The sequence below is a fragment of the Apilactobacillus sp. EABW-1NA genome, from assembly GCF_030398685.1.
GTDB lineage: Bacteria > Bacillota > Bacilli > Lactobacillales > Lactobacillaceae > Apilactobacillus > Apilactobacillus waqarii.
In genome coordinates this window covers 1-15905 of record NZ_JAPDKO010000028.1, presented here as the reverse complement: position 1 = coordinate 15905, position 15905 = coordinate 1, and the positions used below count along the sequence as shown (strand labels likewise).

Sequence of the window (15905 nt, the reverse complement as noted above, 5' to 3'; positions counted from 1 at the left end):
TTTTCTAGCTACCATTTGAGATCCCATACCGTTTAGGTATGCGTTAATTACATTTAATTTATCTTCTACTTTATATTTAGACACAAAAACACCCCAAAGTTTTGTACAAACTTTGGGGTGCAGTGCACCAGTGGGTGCCTTTTTTAGTTTACTTAAAAAATAGCTTTTGAATATCTTTGAATTGACGAGTCTTTGAAAGTCTTAATAAGATAACGTATGCGATGATGGATCCTGAAATTGCACCCCCAAAGAATTTAGGCGTGAACACGAACCAGAATAGTTGGTTAGAACTTCCAGTGTACCAAACCATCACAGGGTATGAAGCAAGCGAACCTAATACCCCAGTTCCGAAGATTTCACCAATGACCGCCATCCAGTTTTTACGGTAGATAAGATATAGTAGTCCGGCCAAGAATGCCCCGAAGACCGCTCCGGTAAATGCTAGTGGTGAATTCCTAGCAATAACATTCTAAGGCAAGCACAAACGATGGCCATCACTAGCGCATACCATGGTCCCATCAATACAGCTGCGGTCACGTTTAGTACCGATGACATTGGTGCCATTCCTTCAATTCTAAAAATGGGTGATAAAACAAAATCTAGTGCAATCATAATTGCTAAGATTGTTACTTTCTTGATGCTAACTTTTGAATCCATTAATAAAGCTCCCCTCAAATATGTATACTTCATTAATGTAGTTTTCCTGCACAGCATCTTAATTAAAAAAGTCCCTATCTATATAGATAGGGACAGTCCAAGTGCGTTTATCTTCCCTAGCGCCAGCATTATCTGGATCAGGTTCTTGGGTATAATCTCAGCCGATTAAGGCACCCCATTAATGTTTGTATTTTCAAATCATAGCGTAGTTGAATGAAATAGTCAAAAAAGATTTTCAAACTAATTGGTGGATAAAAGCCACTATTTAGATATAATTGTTTCAAAGGATGTGATGGTATGGATGATAAAAAAATCGAGGTAATCAGACATTTTAACCGTGAATATACCCAACGATTAGGAATTCTGCAAAAAAACGTTTTTAACAGTGAAATCAGTTGGGCAGAAGCACGAATATTAATGGAAATTAACTACCTACAAAGTCCTACCCCAATTAAAATTTCCAATAACTTAGAACTCGACAAGAGTTATGTCAGCCGCGTCATCAAGCGTTTGAACAAACTCAGCTACGTCGAAAAAACAACGTCAGAAGAAGACAAACGAGCAAAGCTGTTAGTCCTAACCCCTACCGGAAGGACAGTCGTCCAACAGCTTAATACCAATTCTGACGAACAAATTCAATCAATCGTAAATAATCTCAATAACGAAGAACAGGAAGCTTTTTATCAATCAATTAACACCCTAAACAAACTACTAGCAAAAGGTGGAATCAATCATGTGGAAGACTAAACAATTTTCAGAACTAACCCTAGAAGAGCTTTTCGAAATTTACCGCGTCAGATCAGAAGTATTCGTTGAGGAACAACATATCGTCTACACCGACCCAGATGAAAATGACAAACAAGCACTACACGTTTTTGAAACCGATGGTAAGACCATCACCGCGTACGCCAGAATCTTCAAAGATGGCGACCACATTACATTTGGCCGTGTCTTAACCACCCAACAAGTCCGCGGAACCGGTAAGGGTAAGGAACTTTTGGAATACATTCTAAAAGTTATCAAGGAAAAATTCCCTAACACCAGAGTCGAAATCGACGCCCAAGCACATGCCGTTGGTTATTATGAAAAAGGTGGTTTCAAGGTCACCAGCGAACCATTTATCGAAGCCGGCATTAATCACATCAAGATGGAATATTAAATGTAAATTTATAAAAATGTTTATTATTGCATAAGTTTTGTTAACAAATATTGTTTTAACTATTAAAACAATTCTATAATGAACCCAATGTTATTTTATTACATACTTGGAGGTTCTAATTATGGTTAAAAAAGTTGCTTTAATTACAGGTGCTGGTCAAGGTATTGGAAAGGGAATCGCTTTACAATTAAGTGCGGATGGATTTCTAGTCGCATTAGCAGGTCGTCACTTAGACAAGGTTAATGAAGTTGCCACAGAAATTAATAATAAGGGTGGTCAAGCCATCGGAATTCAATGCGATGTCCACAAAAAAGAAGATGTTGAAAAAGCCATTCAATCTGCTGTTTTAGAATTTGGTCAGCTTGATGTTTATATTAACAATGCCGGAATCGCTATCGTTGATCCAGTAGAAGACATTTCAGAAAAAGATGCAAGCAGTCTATTAGAGATCAATGTTTTAGGTTCTTTATATGGAATTCAAGCTGCTGCTAAACAATTTAAGAAGCAAAGAACCCCCGGTAAAATTATTAATGCCTCTTCAATTGCAGGATATGAAGGTTTCCCAATGCTAAGTGTTTACTCAGCAACTAAATTTGCTATCAGAGGTTTAACACAAGCTGCTGCAAAGGAACTAGCGAAAGATAAAATTACGGTAAATTCCTACTGCCCAGGTATTGTTTTAACTCCAATGTGGGACGAAATTGATGATAAGATGACTAAACTAGACGGTCGTGAAAAAGGTTCAGCTCTAAATGATGCGATTAACAGCATTGCGTTAGGACGTGGTGAACAACCTGAAGACGTTGCCAACCTTGTTTCATTCCTATCTAGCGAAAAGGCAAATTACATTACCGGCCAATCAATTATCGTTGATGGTGGAATTCAATTTTCATAGAACAAAATAAAAAAGCCTACCAAAATCGGTGGGCTTTTTTTAGATATTAAAAGTTAATAGTTGGTCCAAATTCAGCTGCTTCATGATAAGCAACGTCATAGTTAAATGTAAATGTACTAAAATCAGCAGGAGTAGATGGATCCATTCCAACAAATGTTAAATTCAAAACTTGTTGACTATTACCAGGAATAGTAGCAGCTGCATTGTAAGGACCCCATGCTGGTGATAATTGGTGACCTGCATTATTGGATAAATATACACCAGGAGTACTATCAGAATCTAACGATCCAGTATTAAAGAAATCAGTACTATCTGATGAAAGATTCTTCACAAGCACTTGCATAACAACAGCAGTCTTGTATTGAGTATTACCGGATAGTTGATAATAAGTTACATTTCTTAAAGTAATATCATGAGGATTATCACTATCATTTGATTGATTACTAATATCAATGTTGTAATCTTTTGATTGACGATAAGTATATTCAGCCTTAATAGGATTATCACCTGTTGGGTTAATATCAATAGTTGGATGACTGTAAGTAATTGGAGTAGGTCCAGCAGGCTTCTTTACAACATGCTTCTTTACAACATGCTTCTTAACAGCCTTCTTAGCTGGCTTCTTCTTAGTTACTTTCTTCTTTTTCTTAGCTACCTTTTTCTTTGAATGCTTTTTAGTAGCCTTCTTCTTACTCTTCTTTGTTGCCTTCTTGTGTTTCTTTGAAGACTTCTTTGCTTTCTTGTGCTTCTTGGTGTCTTTATGGTGAGTAGCAGCGTTTGCTTCTACTGATGTAAAGGCGCTGACAGAAGTTGATGCACTAGCAGCAAAAAGTGTTAAAACTGCCAAAATGGCAAGAAATGACTTTTTGATCTTCATATCAAAATCCCCCTAATGTATGTAATAAAATTAAAATATAATTGCAATAAATTAATAATATTATAACCTTCGTTTAAAGTCTATCAATAATTACATACATGCAAATAAGTTTATGTTAATAAAAAACTTAAGAAGACCAATATTTATATGATTTTCTAGGAGCTTTTCAGATCCAAGATTTTGAACAAATTGCATCTATGTCATTTTTTATATACAAATGTTCATGTTTTAAGAAACAAAAGAATTTAAAACATTTTGACACATACAATCCAAAATCGTTTGTGATTTTACTAACTTATCATTCATCTATAATTTTTTTATTTTTACTTCGTGTCCAATAATTCATCATTATAGACACTTAAATGAATATTTATGAACTCGGTGTTTATTTTTAACTTTTTCACTAAATTTATTTCCGTTAGAACCCTTGATACAATAGTTAAAAATCAATAAGGAGGAGTTAATCATCATTCATTTAAAGTGTCCGATTTGCGGTAATTTATTCTTCAATCAAATCAAATGCAAGTACTGTCGTCTTATCACTGCTCAATTAAAAAGAGATCTGAAAAAATCATATAAACGATTTACAAATTCTTTTGATAAAAACGTCCGCCACATGAGTCGATTTGGTGATGAAAGACTCCTACCACTACTAGCATTTATTTGTGCAATTGTGACCGTCGTTGTTATCGATTTAATCCTGGTATTAATATCTTACATTCCATAAAAAAAGAGGGCCAGCTTATACTGACTCTCTTTTGCGTTTCCATAATACGACTGGTTTTAAAATTAGTGGTGCTAAAATAGTTGTAACAATAATTACAGCAATCAATGTTGAATAATAACTTATTGAAATAAAGTGACTGTCTAATCCAGCTTGGGCGATAACAATACCGACTTCACCACGGCTTATCATCCCTGCCCCTATTTCAACTGAATTCGCGAAATCAATTCGACTAAGTTTCGCACCGATAAAGGCACCCAAAAATTTTGTTATTACAGCTAAAACTGTAAGGATGGAAAACATTAAGAAGTGATCGTAGACACCATTGACTTGCATATCAACCCCAATGCTTACAAAGAAAATTGGAATAGGCAGCAACGTACTTAGTCCCTTTAGTCTAGCTAATAAAACCCTTTTAAACTTTGTCTGACTAGCAATTAGTCCAGCAAAGAACGCTCCTGTAACAGCACTTAATCTAACCATTTCAGCAGTTCCGGCCAATAATAAACATAATAGAAATGAATATAGACCAGCGCTTGCAGGACTAACTTCAAAAATTTTGAATAATAGCGTTACAATCTTATAGCAAAGCCATAAGAATAAGAAAAATACAATTTGCAAAATAATTAGAAACAACGCATCTGAATTTCCATGTCCTCTTCCCACTCCCAAAACAGGAATAGAAACACTTAATAGAACAATTGAAATAATATCATCGGCTACCGCAGCAGCTAAAATAGTAATTCCAGCTGATGATGTTAGCTCATGCATTTCTTCTAATACAGCAACTGAAATCGAAACAGATGTTGCTGCAAAAACAATTCCGATAAATGCACTTTCAATAATAGAAAGTTGAAAATATCTACACATTAGATAAATGGATCCGACTGGAAATACTACTCCAAAAAGAGCAACAATGACTCCCCGACCAAAATACTTTTTCAATCTATCAATGTCGCAAGTTAAACCGGCACCAAACATCAATAATGCAGCCCCCAATGATGCTAATGCAATTACAATATCTTGACGGTGAATCACTCCTAAGACAGATGGTCCTAGGACTACTCCTCCCATGATTTGTCCGACAACATCCGGAATATGTATCTTAGAAGCCAGCATTCCAAAAAATTTCGCAAAAACAATCATTAAAAACAATGCGATTAAATAATTCAAATAAATCATTCTCCCCGAATAAAAACAATTCTATTTATTTTGAAACAATATGGTAGTACTATTTATAAATAACTTAGTTATAACTTATTACTTTAGAGAAAGGGAGTCAATGTTATCGACGCACCTCACCCCGCCCGCTTCGGTGAAAAAATATCAACGGCATTCTTCTTAACCTCAATCGGTGGTTGCCTTGATGCCTACACTTACATCGAACATGGTGGAATATTTGCAAGTACCCAAACCGGGAATTTAATTTTGTCCGCATTAGCGTTGACACAATTCAATTATGGTCACTTCTTAGAAAGAATTTTACCGGTGATTGCATTTTCAATCGGAATTCTATTAGCTAATTGGATTCACCATAATCTAGATAAACATAAACTAAACTACTGGAAGGTCTATATTTTAGCCATTGAAATTGCAGTCTGTACAATCGTGGGATTTTTGAAATACAATGTTCCACAATTAATGATCACGACTTCAATGTCTTTAACAACGGCCCTTCAACTTTCAACATTTAATACAATGTCTGGATTGGGATACTCCAACATGTTTAGTACTGGAAACCTTCAAAAAACAATGAATAATCTATTCTTGTATTTGGAGACTAAAAAACACGAATTCAAAACCAAGTTACTTTACTACGGTGGTCTGGTTTTAAGTTTTCTATGCGGAGCTTTTGAGGCCAGCATCTTATCACTTTTCTTCCATACTAAGACCATCTGGGTTGTCGGATTGGAATTAATCGTCATTCTTGTATTCCAAATTCGATGCATCCTAATCTATCGACACGAAAATCAACTATAAAAAAGACCCTATAGGGTCTTTTTTTGTGTTTTTTATTCGGATTTCACTTATTAAACGTTAGTATATCAATACTTTGGGCACGATATGTAAGTATTCAATTTGAACATTTTTAGACAAAATTCCAAAAATGTTCGACGAAAAAAGACGAAATCACTCATCACTACGTATTATGAGAAAATTAAATTATTATAATCATTCAGTACGCACTATTCAAATTGACATTCAAGAATGTTTTTATACTATATATGCGTGTTAACATTATTTCAGACACAAGTTATAGTGTATATTTTAAGGATAGGACTGATATAATGTTTGATAAAACTTTTGCCCATTTAAACGTTATAAAGAATTCTGGTGACAAGACCAAATTCTATAAATACAAGATTGATTTTGTGCTAAATCAACTGGGTATTAGTAAGGAAGATAACAAGCGTTTCTTTGAACGTTTGAACCTATTTACTAAGGATCAAGAAGAAATTACCTCAAGTCATATTCATGACTTCATCATTCAATTTCTAGAAGAAAATGATTTCTTAGATGCTAAAGAGCAATACTTAAAATATGAACAAAAAGACATTGAAAAATTCAAGAAAGCAACCGATGTAAAGGCTCGAATCGACCAACTATTCAACCGTTACGATCGTGTTGTTCACGAAAATGCCAACAAAGATAGTAACGTCTTTAACACCCAAAGAGACCTAGAAGCAGGGGCTGCCAGCAAGGCCATTGGTCTTCAAATGCTACCTCCACTAGTTGCCAAAGCGCACCTTAGAGGTGACATTCACTGGCACGATTTAGACTACTCACCAGCAACTCCTGAAACCAACTGTTGCTTAGTTGATTTTGCAGAAATGTTGAATAACGGTTTTAAGATTGGTAACGCCGAAGTTAAATCACCTCGCTCAATCCAAACTGCGACCGCTCAAGTTTCTCAAATCATCGCCAACGTAGCATCCCTACAATACGGTGGTCTGTCATTCGATCGTGCTGATGAAGTACTAGCTCCATTTGCCGAGATCAACTACGAAAAGCACTTAAAGACTGCTTCAGAATGGGTCGAAGAAGACAAGCGCGAAGAATACGCTAAGGACCGTACTAAGAAGGACATCTTCGACGCTATGCAATCACTAGAATACGAAATTAACACTCTATACTCATCACAAGGTCAAACACCTTTCACTACTGTTAGTTTCGGTCTAGGTACCAGCTGGATTGAAAAGGAAATTCAAAAAGATATCCTAAGAATTCGTATTAAAGGACTTGGTAAGGAACGTCGTACTGCCATCTTCCCTAAGCTAATCTATGTATTGAAGAAAGGCTTAAATTTAAACCCTAACGATGAAAATTACGACGTGAAAGAACTAGCCATCGAATGTGCTACAAAGCGTATGTATCCTGATATTTTGATGTACGACAAACTTTGTGAAATCACTGGTGACTTCAAGGCACCTATGGGTTGTCGATCATTTCTACCTAAGTGGACTGACGAAAATGGTAAAGCCGTAAACGCTGGTCGTATGAACTTAGGTGTTGTTACCGTTAACCTTCCTCGTATCGCACTATTGTCCAAGGGTGACATGGACTTATTTTGGCACATCTTTGAAGAAAAGCTAGGTATCGTTCACCAAGCCATGGCATACCGTATCGAAAGAACTAAGGAAGCCAAACCAGATAACGCCCCACTACTATACAAGTACGGTGCATTTGGCAAACGTCTAAAATCAACTGATAGTGTTGATGAACTATTCAGAAACGAACGTGCCACAGTATCACTTGGTTACATCGGACTATACGAAGTCGGTACTGCCTTCTTCGGTCCAGATTGGGAATCAAACAAAGAAGCTCATGACTTCACTGTCAGCATCGTTGCTGAACTAAACCGTCTATGCCGTGTATGGAGTAAGGAAAGTGGATATCACTACAGTCTATACTCCACTCCAGCCGAATCATTAACCGATACATTCGCTCAAGACGATATCGAAAAATTCGGTAAGGTTAAAGACATCACAGATAAGGAATACTACACTAACAGTTTCCACTACGATGTTAGAAAACGTCCTAACCCATTTGAAAAACTAACATTTGAAGAAGCTTATCCTCACTATGCCTCAGCAGGATTCATTCATTACTGTGAATACCCTAACCTAAAGCAAAACCCTAAGGCACTAGAAGCTGTTTGGGACTGGGCATACGATCACGTTGGATACCTAGGTACCAACACTTCAATCGATAAGTGCTTCAAGTGTGGTTTCAAGGGTGAATTTGAAGCTACCGCCCGTGGTTTCAAGTGTCCTCAATGTGGTAACCATGATCCTAAGTACTGTGACGTTGTTAAGAGAACTTGTGGTTACTTAGGTAACCCTCAAGCACGTCCAATGGTTCACGGTCGTCACGTTGAAATTTCATCACGTCAAAAGAATATGTCGAAAGGAATGGTAGAAAGTGTCGCACATGAAGAGACAGCCAAACAATCCAAAGCCTAAGGAATGGCTTGCAAAAGACTTAAGCCAACAATATATTGCTGACTATAAGCCATTTAACTTCGTTGATGGTGAGGGAATCCGTTGCAGTATCTATGTTTCTGGTTGCAAGTTCTTATGCCCCGGCTGTTACAATGTCGCCTCACAAAACTTCCATTACGGACAACCTTACTCACAAGATTTAGAAGACCAAATCATCGAAGATATGAAAAAAGATTACGTTCAAGGTCTTACCCTCTTGGGTGGAGAACCATTCTTGAATACTCAAGTTTGTCTTCGTTTATGCAAACGAGTTAGAGAAGAATTCGGCCACACCAAGGACATCTGGTCATGGTCAGGTTACACATTCGATGAATTGCTAAAAGATTCATATGACAAATTAAAACTACTTTCAATGATCGACATCCTAGTTGATGGTCGTTTCATGGAAGACCAAAAAGATTTAACTCTTCAATTCCGCGGTAGTGCTAACCAAAGAATTATCAATGTGCCAAAGTCACTTGAAGAAAACAAGGTCGTACTTTGGGACAAGTTAGTTCACTAGGAGGATTATTGTGTTAAAAATTGAAAATCTACACGTTAAAATCAATGAAACCGATGAAGAAGTCATCAAGGGTCTAAACTTAACCATCCCCGACGGCGAAGTCCATGTCATCATGGGCCCCAACGGAACCGGTAAGTCCACCCTTTCTCAAACCATCATGGGTTCTCCCAAGTATTCAATTACTGAAGGAACCATCTCATTTGATGGCAAGGAATTGAACGACATGGCAACTGATGAACGTGCCCGTTTGGGTCTCTTTATTGGTATGCAATACCCTACTGAAATCAGCGGGATTAAAAATGTCGACTTCATTCATGCCGCAATGAATGCGGTGGCTGATAAACCAGTATCAGTTTTAGACTTCATGAAACGCCTAGACTACGTCATGGACTTCTTGGATATCGACGAATCATACACCGACAGATATCTTAACGAAGGTTTCTCCGGTGGTGAAAAGAAGCGAAATGAAATCCTGCAAATGATGATGATTCAACCCAATCTAGCCATCCTAGATGAAATCGATTCTGGGCTGGATATCGACGCCCTAAAAGTCGTTTCAAAGGGAATCAATCACATGCGAGATGATCACTTCTCTTCACTTATCATCACCCACTACAACCGCATCTTACGTTACGTTAAACCAGATGTCGTTCACGTTATGATGGGTGGTCGCGTCGTTACCAGCGGTGACTATCACCTAGCTGAACAACTAGAACAAAACGGTTACGCCCAATTGCGTGATCAATTAGGAATCGACGTAAAGCTGGTGGATGAATAATGAGTATGTCAGTTCAAGAATTTGCCCAATCACATAAAGAACCACAATGGTTAACCGTTAAACGCATTGTCGCAAATGACATGAGAAAGACGATGAAGGTCCCCGCATCCCTTCGCAAGTTTCACTTTGAATCCCCAGAACTTATTTCCCGTTCAATAGATACGCAAAACTTAGCGCCTAAAAACTTACAGGTTTTAGGCATTATCATGATGGACTTGTTCGCCGCTGCAAATGAGTTTCCAGAACTAATCCAAGAAAACTTGATGGAAAAAGCAATTTATTGGCGTGATAACGCATTAAATGCGAACCATCTTGCGTATCTACAAAGTGGTGGGTTTGTTTTCATCCCTAAGGATGTCTGCGTTGATGAATCAATCGACATCTCCGACTTAGTCGATCACAACATGCAGGAAAAACACCTCCTAATTATCGCTGCTTCAGGAAGTGAAGTTTCATTCACCTACAAGGATTCAAAACAACACCCTAAAAACGACCGCCTAATGATTGAAGTATTACTGGGCGATCACGCCAACGTCTCCTTCTATGACGCTGCAATGACTAATAGCGAAAAAACTCACCGCGTTTTAAATGCTTACTTAGCACAAAACGCCAACTTAAAGACTTACGTCGGTCTATTTAATCATGGTGACAGTCGCTACTACAGCAAAATTGACCTCGATGGTATGGGCAGTTCCGCTAGAATTAACCTAGTGAGTCTATCCGATCAAAACCAAAATCAAGTAGTTCAAACCAAAATTATCAATAAAAGTCCCAATACGAGTGGCTTGATATCACAACGTGGTATCGTCGCCGATAAATCCAAGACTGTCTACGATACTACCGGTCAAATTAAGCTGGAAGCTAGCGATTCTGATTCAGATCAGATCAGTCGACTATTAACTTTAAGTCCCGAAAGTAAGGGGAAAATTGACCCAATTCTTTTGATCGACAATCACGATGTGGTTGCCGGTCACGCTGCGAGTGTTGGTAAAGTTAACCCCGAACAGCTATACTATTTAAAAACAAGAGGAATTGACGCTAATACCGCCCGTTTCCTATTAACCCGCGGATTCTTGACACCTTTAATTGAAAAATTCCCCGATAAATCAATTCAAGAACACCTATTAAATAACTTAGAGGAGCGTATTCATGGATAGTCTAAACATTCGTCATCACTTTCCCATCTTCAAAGAGCATTCAGATATGATTTATTTTGACAACGCTGCAACGACTCAAAAGCCAAAGTACGTCATTGACGCAATCAGCAACTTTTACACTCATCATAATTTCAACGTGCACCGAAGCGTGTACACTGATGCTGGAAAAACGACAGAAATGTTTGAACAATCCAGAAAAAATATCGCTTCATTCATCAATGCCAGTAGCGCAAAAGAAATCGTCTTTTCTGCTGGTACCACCGATAGCATCAACTTAATCGCTAACGGATATTATGCAAAGCACATAAAAGATGGTGACGAGATTGTGGTTTCAATCGCAGAACACCACAGTAACCTCCTTCCATGGCAAAAGATTGCGAAAAATAACGGCGCAACTTTGAAATTCATTCCGCTAAATGAAGATGCCAACCTCGACTTAAATGCCGCTAAACAAATCATTTCCGACAAAACCAAATTAGTGGCAGTCACCGCCGTTTCCAATGTCTTAGGAAACATCAATCCCATTAATCAACTAACCACATTGGCTCATGAACACGGCGCTGACATCCTAGTCGACGGTGCGCAATCTGCTCCCGAATTACCAATCGATGTGCAAAAAACACCAATTGACTGGTTAGCCTTTTCCGGACACAAGATGATGGCACCAACCGGCATCGGTGTTTTATACGGTAAACAAGATTTACTAGAAAACATGGATAGTCCCCGTGTCGGCGGCGAGATGATTGAATCAGTCTCAACTACCGACTACAAGGTCAAAGATATTCCATACCGTCTAGAAGCCGGCACTCCCAACATTGAGGGTGTCATCGGTCTAGACGCCGCAATTTCTTATCTAAAAGAACTTAAAATGACTAACGTGCAGGCACAATGTGAAAAACTAGGCCAATACCTATACGACCAACTTAACGCTTTAGACGGCGTTTCAGTATATGGACCAACTAAACGTCAAACTGGAATCGTCTCTTTTAACGTCAACAATATTCACCCACACGACGCTGCAACCTTCCTTGACTCTAAGAATATCGACGTCAGAGCTGGTCAACACTGTGCCGAGCCACTAACCCACAAACTGGGGGTCAACGCGACTTTACGAGCTAGTCTCTACATTTACAACACGATTGAAGAATGCAACAGACTAGTCGACTGTGTTAACGAAATGAAGGAATTTTTCAATGGATCTAAGTAACATTTATCAACGCATCATCATGCAAAAAGCTAGTGAGTGTCCCAACAACAATCAATTCGATTCAGACGTCCATCTAACTAATCCCACCTGTGGTGATGACATTTCGATGGCCTCAGATGAAAAGAAACCCAATGTAGAAAAACTACAAGTGGCATGCGATGGCTGCATTATCTGTAAGGGTGCCACTCAGATGATGCTAGAAGCAATTCAAGATAAATCCGCTGATCAAATCAATGAACTCGTTTTAAACATGTCCAAAATGATGACACACGAAGATTATGACGAAGAATTGTTGGGTGATTTAGTCGCCTTTCAATCCGTCGTGCACTTACCAATCCGCATTAAATGTGCCATGCTTCCCTTCAAAGCAATTTATCAATTAATTAACGGAGATGATATCAATCGATAAATCAATCCAACACTTAAATGATGATTATCAATACGGTTTTAAAGACGACGTCAAACCCGTCTTTTCAACTGGTGATGGCCTAACTGAAGATATCGTCCGCGAAATCTCAGCACAAAAACATGAACCCAAATGGATGTTAGACATTCGTTTGAATGCTTTTAAAATCTTCCAAAAACTACCCACGCCTGACTTTGGTCCCGACCTATCTGATCTCGACTTAAGCAAAATCAGATACTTCCAAAGAGCGACCGATTCAGTATCACGTAGTTGGGACGATGTTCCAGAAGATATTAAGAACACCTTTGAAAAAATTGGGGTTCCTGAAGCAGAACGTAAATATCTAGCGGGTGCCGAAGCTCAGTACGAATCAGAAGCTGTTTACGCCAACATAAAAAAAGAATTCGCTGATATGGGAATCATCTTTTCCGATACCGATACAGCATTAAAAGAACACCCTGATTTAGTGAAGGAATACTTCGGTAAACTAGTAACACCTCAAATGAACAAATTCGCTGCACTAAACACAGCGGTTTGGTCCGGTGGTGTCTTCTTGTACGTACCAAAGGGTGTCCATGCCAAGATTCCAATCCAGGCATTCTTTAGAATCAATGCTGGTAGAACCGGTCAATTCGAAAGAACTTTAATCATCGTTGATGAAGACGCCAGCGTGAACTACGTCGAAGGTTGTACCGCCCCTAACTATTCTGAAGATAGTTTGCATGCAGCCGACGTCGAAGTCTTCGTGAAGAAGAACGCCTTTTGTCGTTACACCACCATTCAAAATTGGTCCGATAATGTTTACAGTCTTGAAACCAAGCGTGCTTCCGCCGATGAAAATGCCACAATGGAATGGGTCGACGGAAACCTAGGATCCAAGGTCACAATGAAGTACCCAAGTATCGATTTAAATGGTCCATACGCCAACGGAACAATGCTATCAATCGCATTTGCCAGCGGTGATATTTACCAAGATACCGGCTGCATCATGAGACACCATGCTCCTCACACTTCATCCAACGTGGTATCAAAATCAATCTGTAAAGACGGTGGAACTTGTAACTACCGTGGAACAATCCGCATGATTGAAGATGCTCACTACTCCAAATCTCATATCGAATGTGACACGATCATCATGGATGATGACTCGATGAGTGACACCATACCACACAACGACATTTACAATGGTGATTCCGAAGTCGAACATGAAGCCAAGGTGTCAAAGATTTCAGAAACCGATTTATACTACCTAATGAGCCGTGGCTTGTCAGAAGATCAGGCTACTAAGATGATTATCATGGGATTCATTGAACCCTTCTCAAACCAACTTCCAATGGAATATGCAATGGAATTAAATAAATTAATTGATTACCAAATGGAAGATTCCGTTGGTTAAAACTAACGCCCCTAGAGCTTTTCTAGGGGCGTTTTTGTTTCATGTGAAACAAATTTATATATTTAATTTGACTAATTAAAGATTTAGTTTATACTTAATGTAACATTTTATAACATATAACTATTTAGGAGATGTTTTTATGCGTATCGAAAAAGATTGTGTTGGTAAACTAGAAGTTCCTGATGATGCTTTGTATGGCATCCATTCCCTTAGAGCAGCGGGGAATTTCCCGATTACAGAAGAGAAAGTTGACCCACTTTTAATTGAAAGTTACATTCAGATCAAAAAAGCATCAATCACCGCAAATTACGGCGCTAAAGCGACTGATGTTATAAAATATAACACGGTTGTAGATGCTTGTGACTACTTACTTGAGCACCCATCACCAGAGAGTTTTATCACTCCAGCCATCCAAGGTGGGGCCGGAACTTCCACAAATATGAACGTAAATGAAGTAATTGCCAACGTCGCAATGAAATTACACCCTGATGTCTTCATTCATCCAAACGATGATGTCAACCAGGCACAATCTACTAACGATACCTATCCAACCGCCGGTAAACTAGCAATGATTAAACGTTTACCAAAGTTAACCGGCGAAATTAATCGATTAATCGAAATCCTAGATGAACTATCAAAGAAATTTCAGTTCACCATTAAACTAGGTCGAACCCAACTTCAGGATGCCGTTCCTACTACCTACGGAAAGACATTCCATGCTTACGCTTCATTATTCCGTCGTGATTTAAAACGAATCAACAGCGCTGAAAACGAACTAAAAACCGTCAGCATGGGTGGAACTGCCATCGGTACTGGAACCAACACCACTAAGTACTACCGTGATCACATCGTAGAAGAAATCAACAAGATTACCGGTTTCGACCTAAAACAGGATGAAGATTTAATCGACGCCGTTCAAAACACCGATCACTTCGTCGCATTCTCCTCTAGTTTAAAAACATTGGCCGTTGACTTATCAAAGTTCAGTAACGACTTACGTCTACTTGGTAGCGGCCCACAATCTGGTTTAAATGAATTAATCCTACCAAAACGCCAAGCTGGTTCATCCATCATGCCTAACAAGGTTAACCCCGTTATCCCAGAAGTTGTGAACCAAGTTGCTTTTGAAGTTATCGGTTTTGACGCCACAGTCACTGCCGCTTCAGAAGCCGGTCAATTGGAACTAAACGCCTTTGAACCAATCATGTTCAAGAGCATCCTAACCGCCGAAGTTCACTTGGCGCGCGCAATCGAAACATTGGTTGATCACTGTCTAGACGGTATCGACGTCAATGTAAAACAATGTCTAGATGACGTTAGAAAATCTGCTGTAACCGCCACAGTCCTATCTCCTATCTTGGGTTACAACAAGACCACCGAGCTTATCAAGACAGCCACCAAGGAAAACAAGACTGTTCCAAGTCTATTAATCCAAAACCATATTCTATCTCCTGAAAAAGTTAAACAACTATTCTCACCAGAATATCTAGTTAACGGTGAAAGCTAATAAAAAAGAGCTTGAACTGAACCCCTTGAGTTGGAGAAATCTAACCTAAGGGGTTCTTTTATGTTTTCTAAAGAATTAAAATTAGCTGCCATTAAAGATTATTATAATGGTTTAGGATTTACAAAAATTATTAATAAG

The 15905-nt window shown here is 38.5% G+C and carries 14 protein-coding genes, 1 pseudogene and 1 riboswitch; of the genes and pseudogenes, 12 read left to right on the top strand and 3 right to left on the bottom strand.

Annotation, left to right across the window (positions count from 1 at the left end; genetic code table 11):
- Positions 1–148 precede the first annotated feature (148 nt).
- Positions 149–657, bottom strand: a pseudogene (thiW, locus tag OEZ61_RS07160) (energy coupling factor transporter S component ThiW).
- Positions 658–751: 94 nt separating this feature from the next.
- Positions 752–845, bottom strand: a riboswitch (TPP riboswitch).
- A gap of 109 nt (positions 846–954) precedes the next feature.
- On the opposite strand from thiW, the gene OEZ61_RS07155 reads away from it, so the two are divergent.
- From OEZ61_RS07155 to OEZ61_RS07145, 3 genes are all read left to right on the top strand, one after another.
- Entirely contained in the window at positions 955–1404 is a 450-nt protein-coding gene (locus OEZ61_RS07155) for a MarR family winged helix-turn-helix transcriptional regulator (RefSeq protein ID WP_290047259.1), read from the top strand.
- Entirely contained in the window at positions 1391–1816 is a 426-nt protein-coding gene (locus OEZ61_RS07150; protein WP_290047258.1) for a GNAT family N-acetyltransferase, read from the top strand. The genes OEZ61_RS07155 and OEZ61_RS07150 overlap by 14 nt, the downstream gene beginning before the upstream one ends.
- A gap of 121 nt (positions 1817–1937) precedes the next feature.
- Positions 1938–2711, top strand: a complete 774-nt coding sequence (locus OEZ61_RS07145) for an acetoin reductase (protein WP_041152650.1) — start codon at positions 1938–1940, stop codon at positions 2709–2711.
- A 46-nt stretch (positions 2712–2757) separates the two neighbouring features.
- Here OEZ61_RS07145 and OEZ61_RS07140 read toward each other — a convergent pair whose 3' ends face one another.
- The gene (locus tag OEZ61_RS07140; RefSeq protein WP_290047257.1) at positions 2758–3588 is read right to left on the bottom strand and encodes a hypothetical protein; all 831 of its coding nucleotides are present in this window, start codon (positions 3586–3588) and stop codon (positions 2758–2760) included.
- A gap of 742 nt (positions 3589–4330) precedes the next feature.
- A complete protein-coding gene (locus tag OEZ61_RS07135) occupies positions 4331–5485 on the bottom strand; it encodes a cation:proton antiporter (protein WP_290047256.1) in 1155 nt (384 codons plus the stop codon).
- Between the two features lie 114 nt (positions 5486–5599).
- Between OEZ61_RS07135 and OEZ61_RS07130 the strand changes: the two genes are divergently transcribed.
- The 9 genes from OEZ61_RS07130 (at position 5600) to OEZ61_RS07090 (ending at position 15767) form a co-directional block, all read left to right on the top strand.
- Positions 5600–6292, top strand: coding sequence for a YoaK family protein (locus OEZ61_RS07130; protein WP_080768511.1), 693 nt, complete (start codon positions 5600–5602; stop codon positions 6290–6292).
- A 308-nt stretch (positions 6293–6600) separates the two neighbouring features.
- Positions 6601–8775, top strand: a complete 2175-nt coding sequence (gene nrdD, locus OEZ61_RS07125; RefSeq protein WP_290047255.1) for an anaerobic ribonucleoside-triphosphate reductase — start codon at positions 6601–6603, stop codon at positions 8773–8775.
- Positions 8744–9316 carry an anaerobic ribonucleoside-triphosphate reductase activating protein gene (gene nrdG, locus OEZ61_RS07120; protein WP_041152657.1) on the top strand — a complete coding sequence of 191 codons (573 nt, stop codon included), beginning with the start codon at positions 8744–8746 and terminating at the stop codon, positions 9314–9316. Before nrdD ends, nrdG begins: the two co-directional genes overlap by 32 nt.
- Before the next feature lie 4 nt (positions 9317–9320).
- Entirely contained in the window at positions 9321–10094 is a 774-nt protein-coding gene (sufC, locus tag OEZ61_RS07115) for a Fe-S cluster assembly ATPase SufC (protein ID WP_141000151.1), read from the top strand.
- A complete protein-coding gene (locus tag OEZ61_RS07110; protein WP_263527653.1) occupies positions 10094–11251 on the top strand; it encodes a SufD family Fe-S cluster assembly protein in 1158 nt (385 codons plus the stop codon). Before sufC ends, OEZ61_RS07110 begins: the two co-directional genes overlap by 1 nt.
- A complete protein-coding gene (locus OEZ61_RS07105; RefSeq protein ID WP_263500304.1) occupies positions 11244–12458 on the top strand; it encodes a cysteine desulfurase in 1215 nt (404 codons plus the stop codon). Before OEZ61_RS07110 ends, OEZ61_RS07105 begins: the two co-directional genes overlap by 8 nt.
- Positions 12445–12867, top strand: a complete 423-nt coding sequence (gene sufU / locus OEZ61_RS07100; RefSeq protein WP_141000148.1) for a Fe-S cluster assembly sulfur transfer protein SufU — start codon at positions 12445–12447, stop codon at positions 12865–12867. The genes OEZ61_RS07105 and sufU overlap by 14 nt, the downstream gene beginning before the upstream one ends.
- Positions 12851–14260, top strand: a complete 1410-nt coding sequence (sufB, locus tag OEZ61_RS07095) for a Fe-S cluster assembly protein SufB (RefSeq protein WP_160184730.1) — start codon at positions 12851–12853, stop codon at positions 14258–14260. Before sufU ends, sufB begins: the two co-directional genes overlap by 17 nt.
- A 139-nt stretch (positions 14261–14399) precedes the next feature.
- A complete protein-coding gene (locus OEZ61_RS07090) occupies positions 14400–15767 on the top strand; it encodes an aspartate ammonia-lyase (RefSeq protein WP_263527652.1) in 1368 nt (455 codons plus the stop codon).
- The last annotated feature ends 138 nt before the right edge of the window (positions 15768–15905 follow it).

Coding starts and splice junctions, on each gene's coding strand:
- OEZ61_RS07090 (WP_263527652.1), top strand. CDS start 14,400: ATGCGTATCGAAAAAGATTGTGTTGGTAAACTAGAAGTTCCTGATGAT.
- sufB (WP_160184730.1), top strand. CDS start 12,851: ATGATATCAATCGATAAATCAATCCAACACTTAAATGATGATTATCAA.
- OEZ61_RS07155 (WP_290047259.1), top strand. CDS start 955: ATGGATGATAAAAAAATCGAGGTAATCAGACATTTTAACCGTGAATAT.
- nrdD (WP_290047255.1), top strand. CDS start 6,601: ATGTTTGATAAAACTTTTGCCCATTTAAACGTTATAAAGAATTCTGGT.
- sufU (WP_141000148.1), top strand. CDS start 12,445: ATGGATCTAAGTAACATTTATCAACGCATCATCATGCAAAAAGCTAGT.
- OEZ61_RS07145 (WP_041152650.1), top strand. CDS start 1,938: ATGGTTAAAAAAGTTGCTTTAATTACAGGTGCTGGTCAAGGTATTGGA.
- OEZ61_RS07105 (WP_263500304.1), top strand. CDS start 11,244: ATGGATAGTCTAAACATTCGTCATCACTTTCCCATCTTCAAAGAGCAT.
- OEZ61_RS07150 (WP_290047258.1), top strand. CDS start 1,391: ATGTGGAAGACTAAACAATTTTCAGAACTAACCCTAGAAGAGCTTTTC.
- OEZ61_RS07140 (WP_290047257.1), bottom strand. CDS start 3,588: ATGAAGATCAAAAAGTCATTTCTTGCCATTTTGGCAGTTTTAACACTT.
- OEZ61_RS07110 (WP_263527653.1), top strand. CDS start 10,094: ATGAGTATGTCAGTTCAAGAATTTGCCCAATCACATAAAGAACCACAA.
- nrdG (WP_041152657.1), top strand. CDS start 8,744: ATGAAGAGACAGCCAAACAATCCAAAGCCTAAGGAATGGCTTGCAAAA.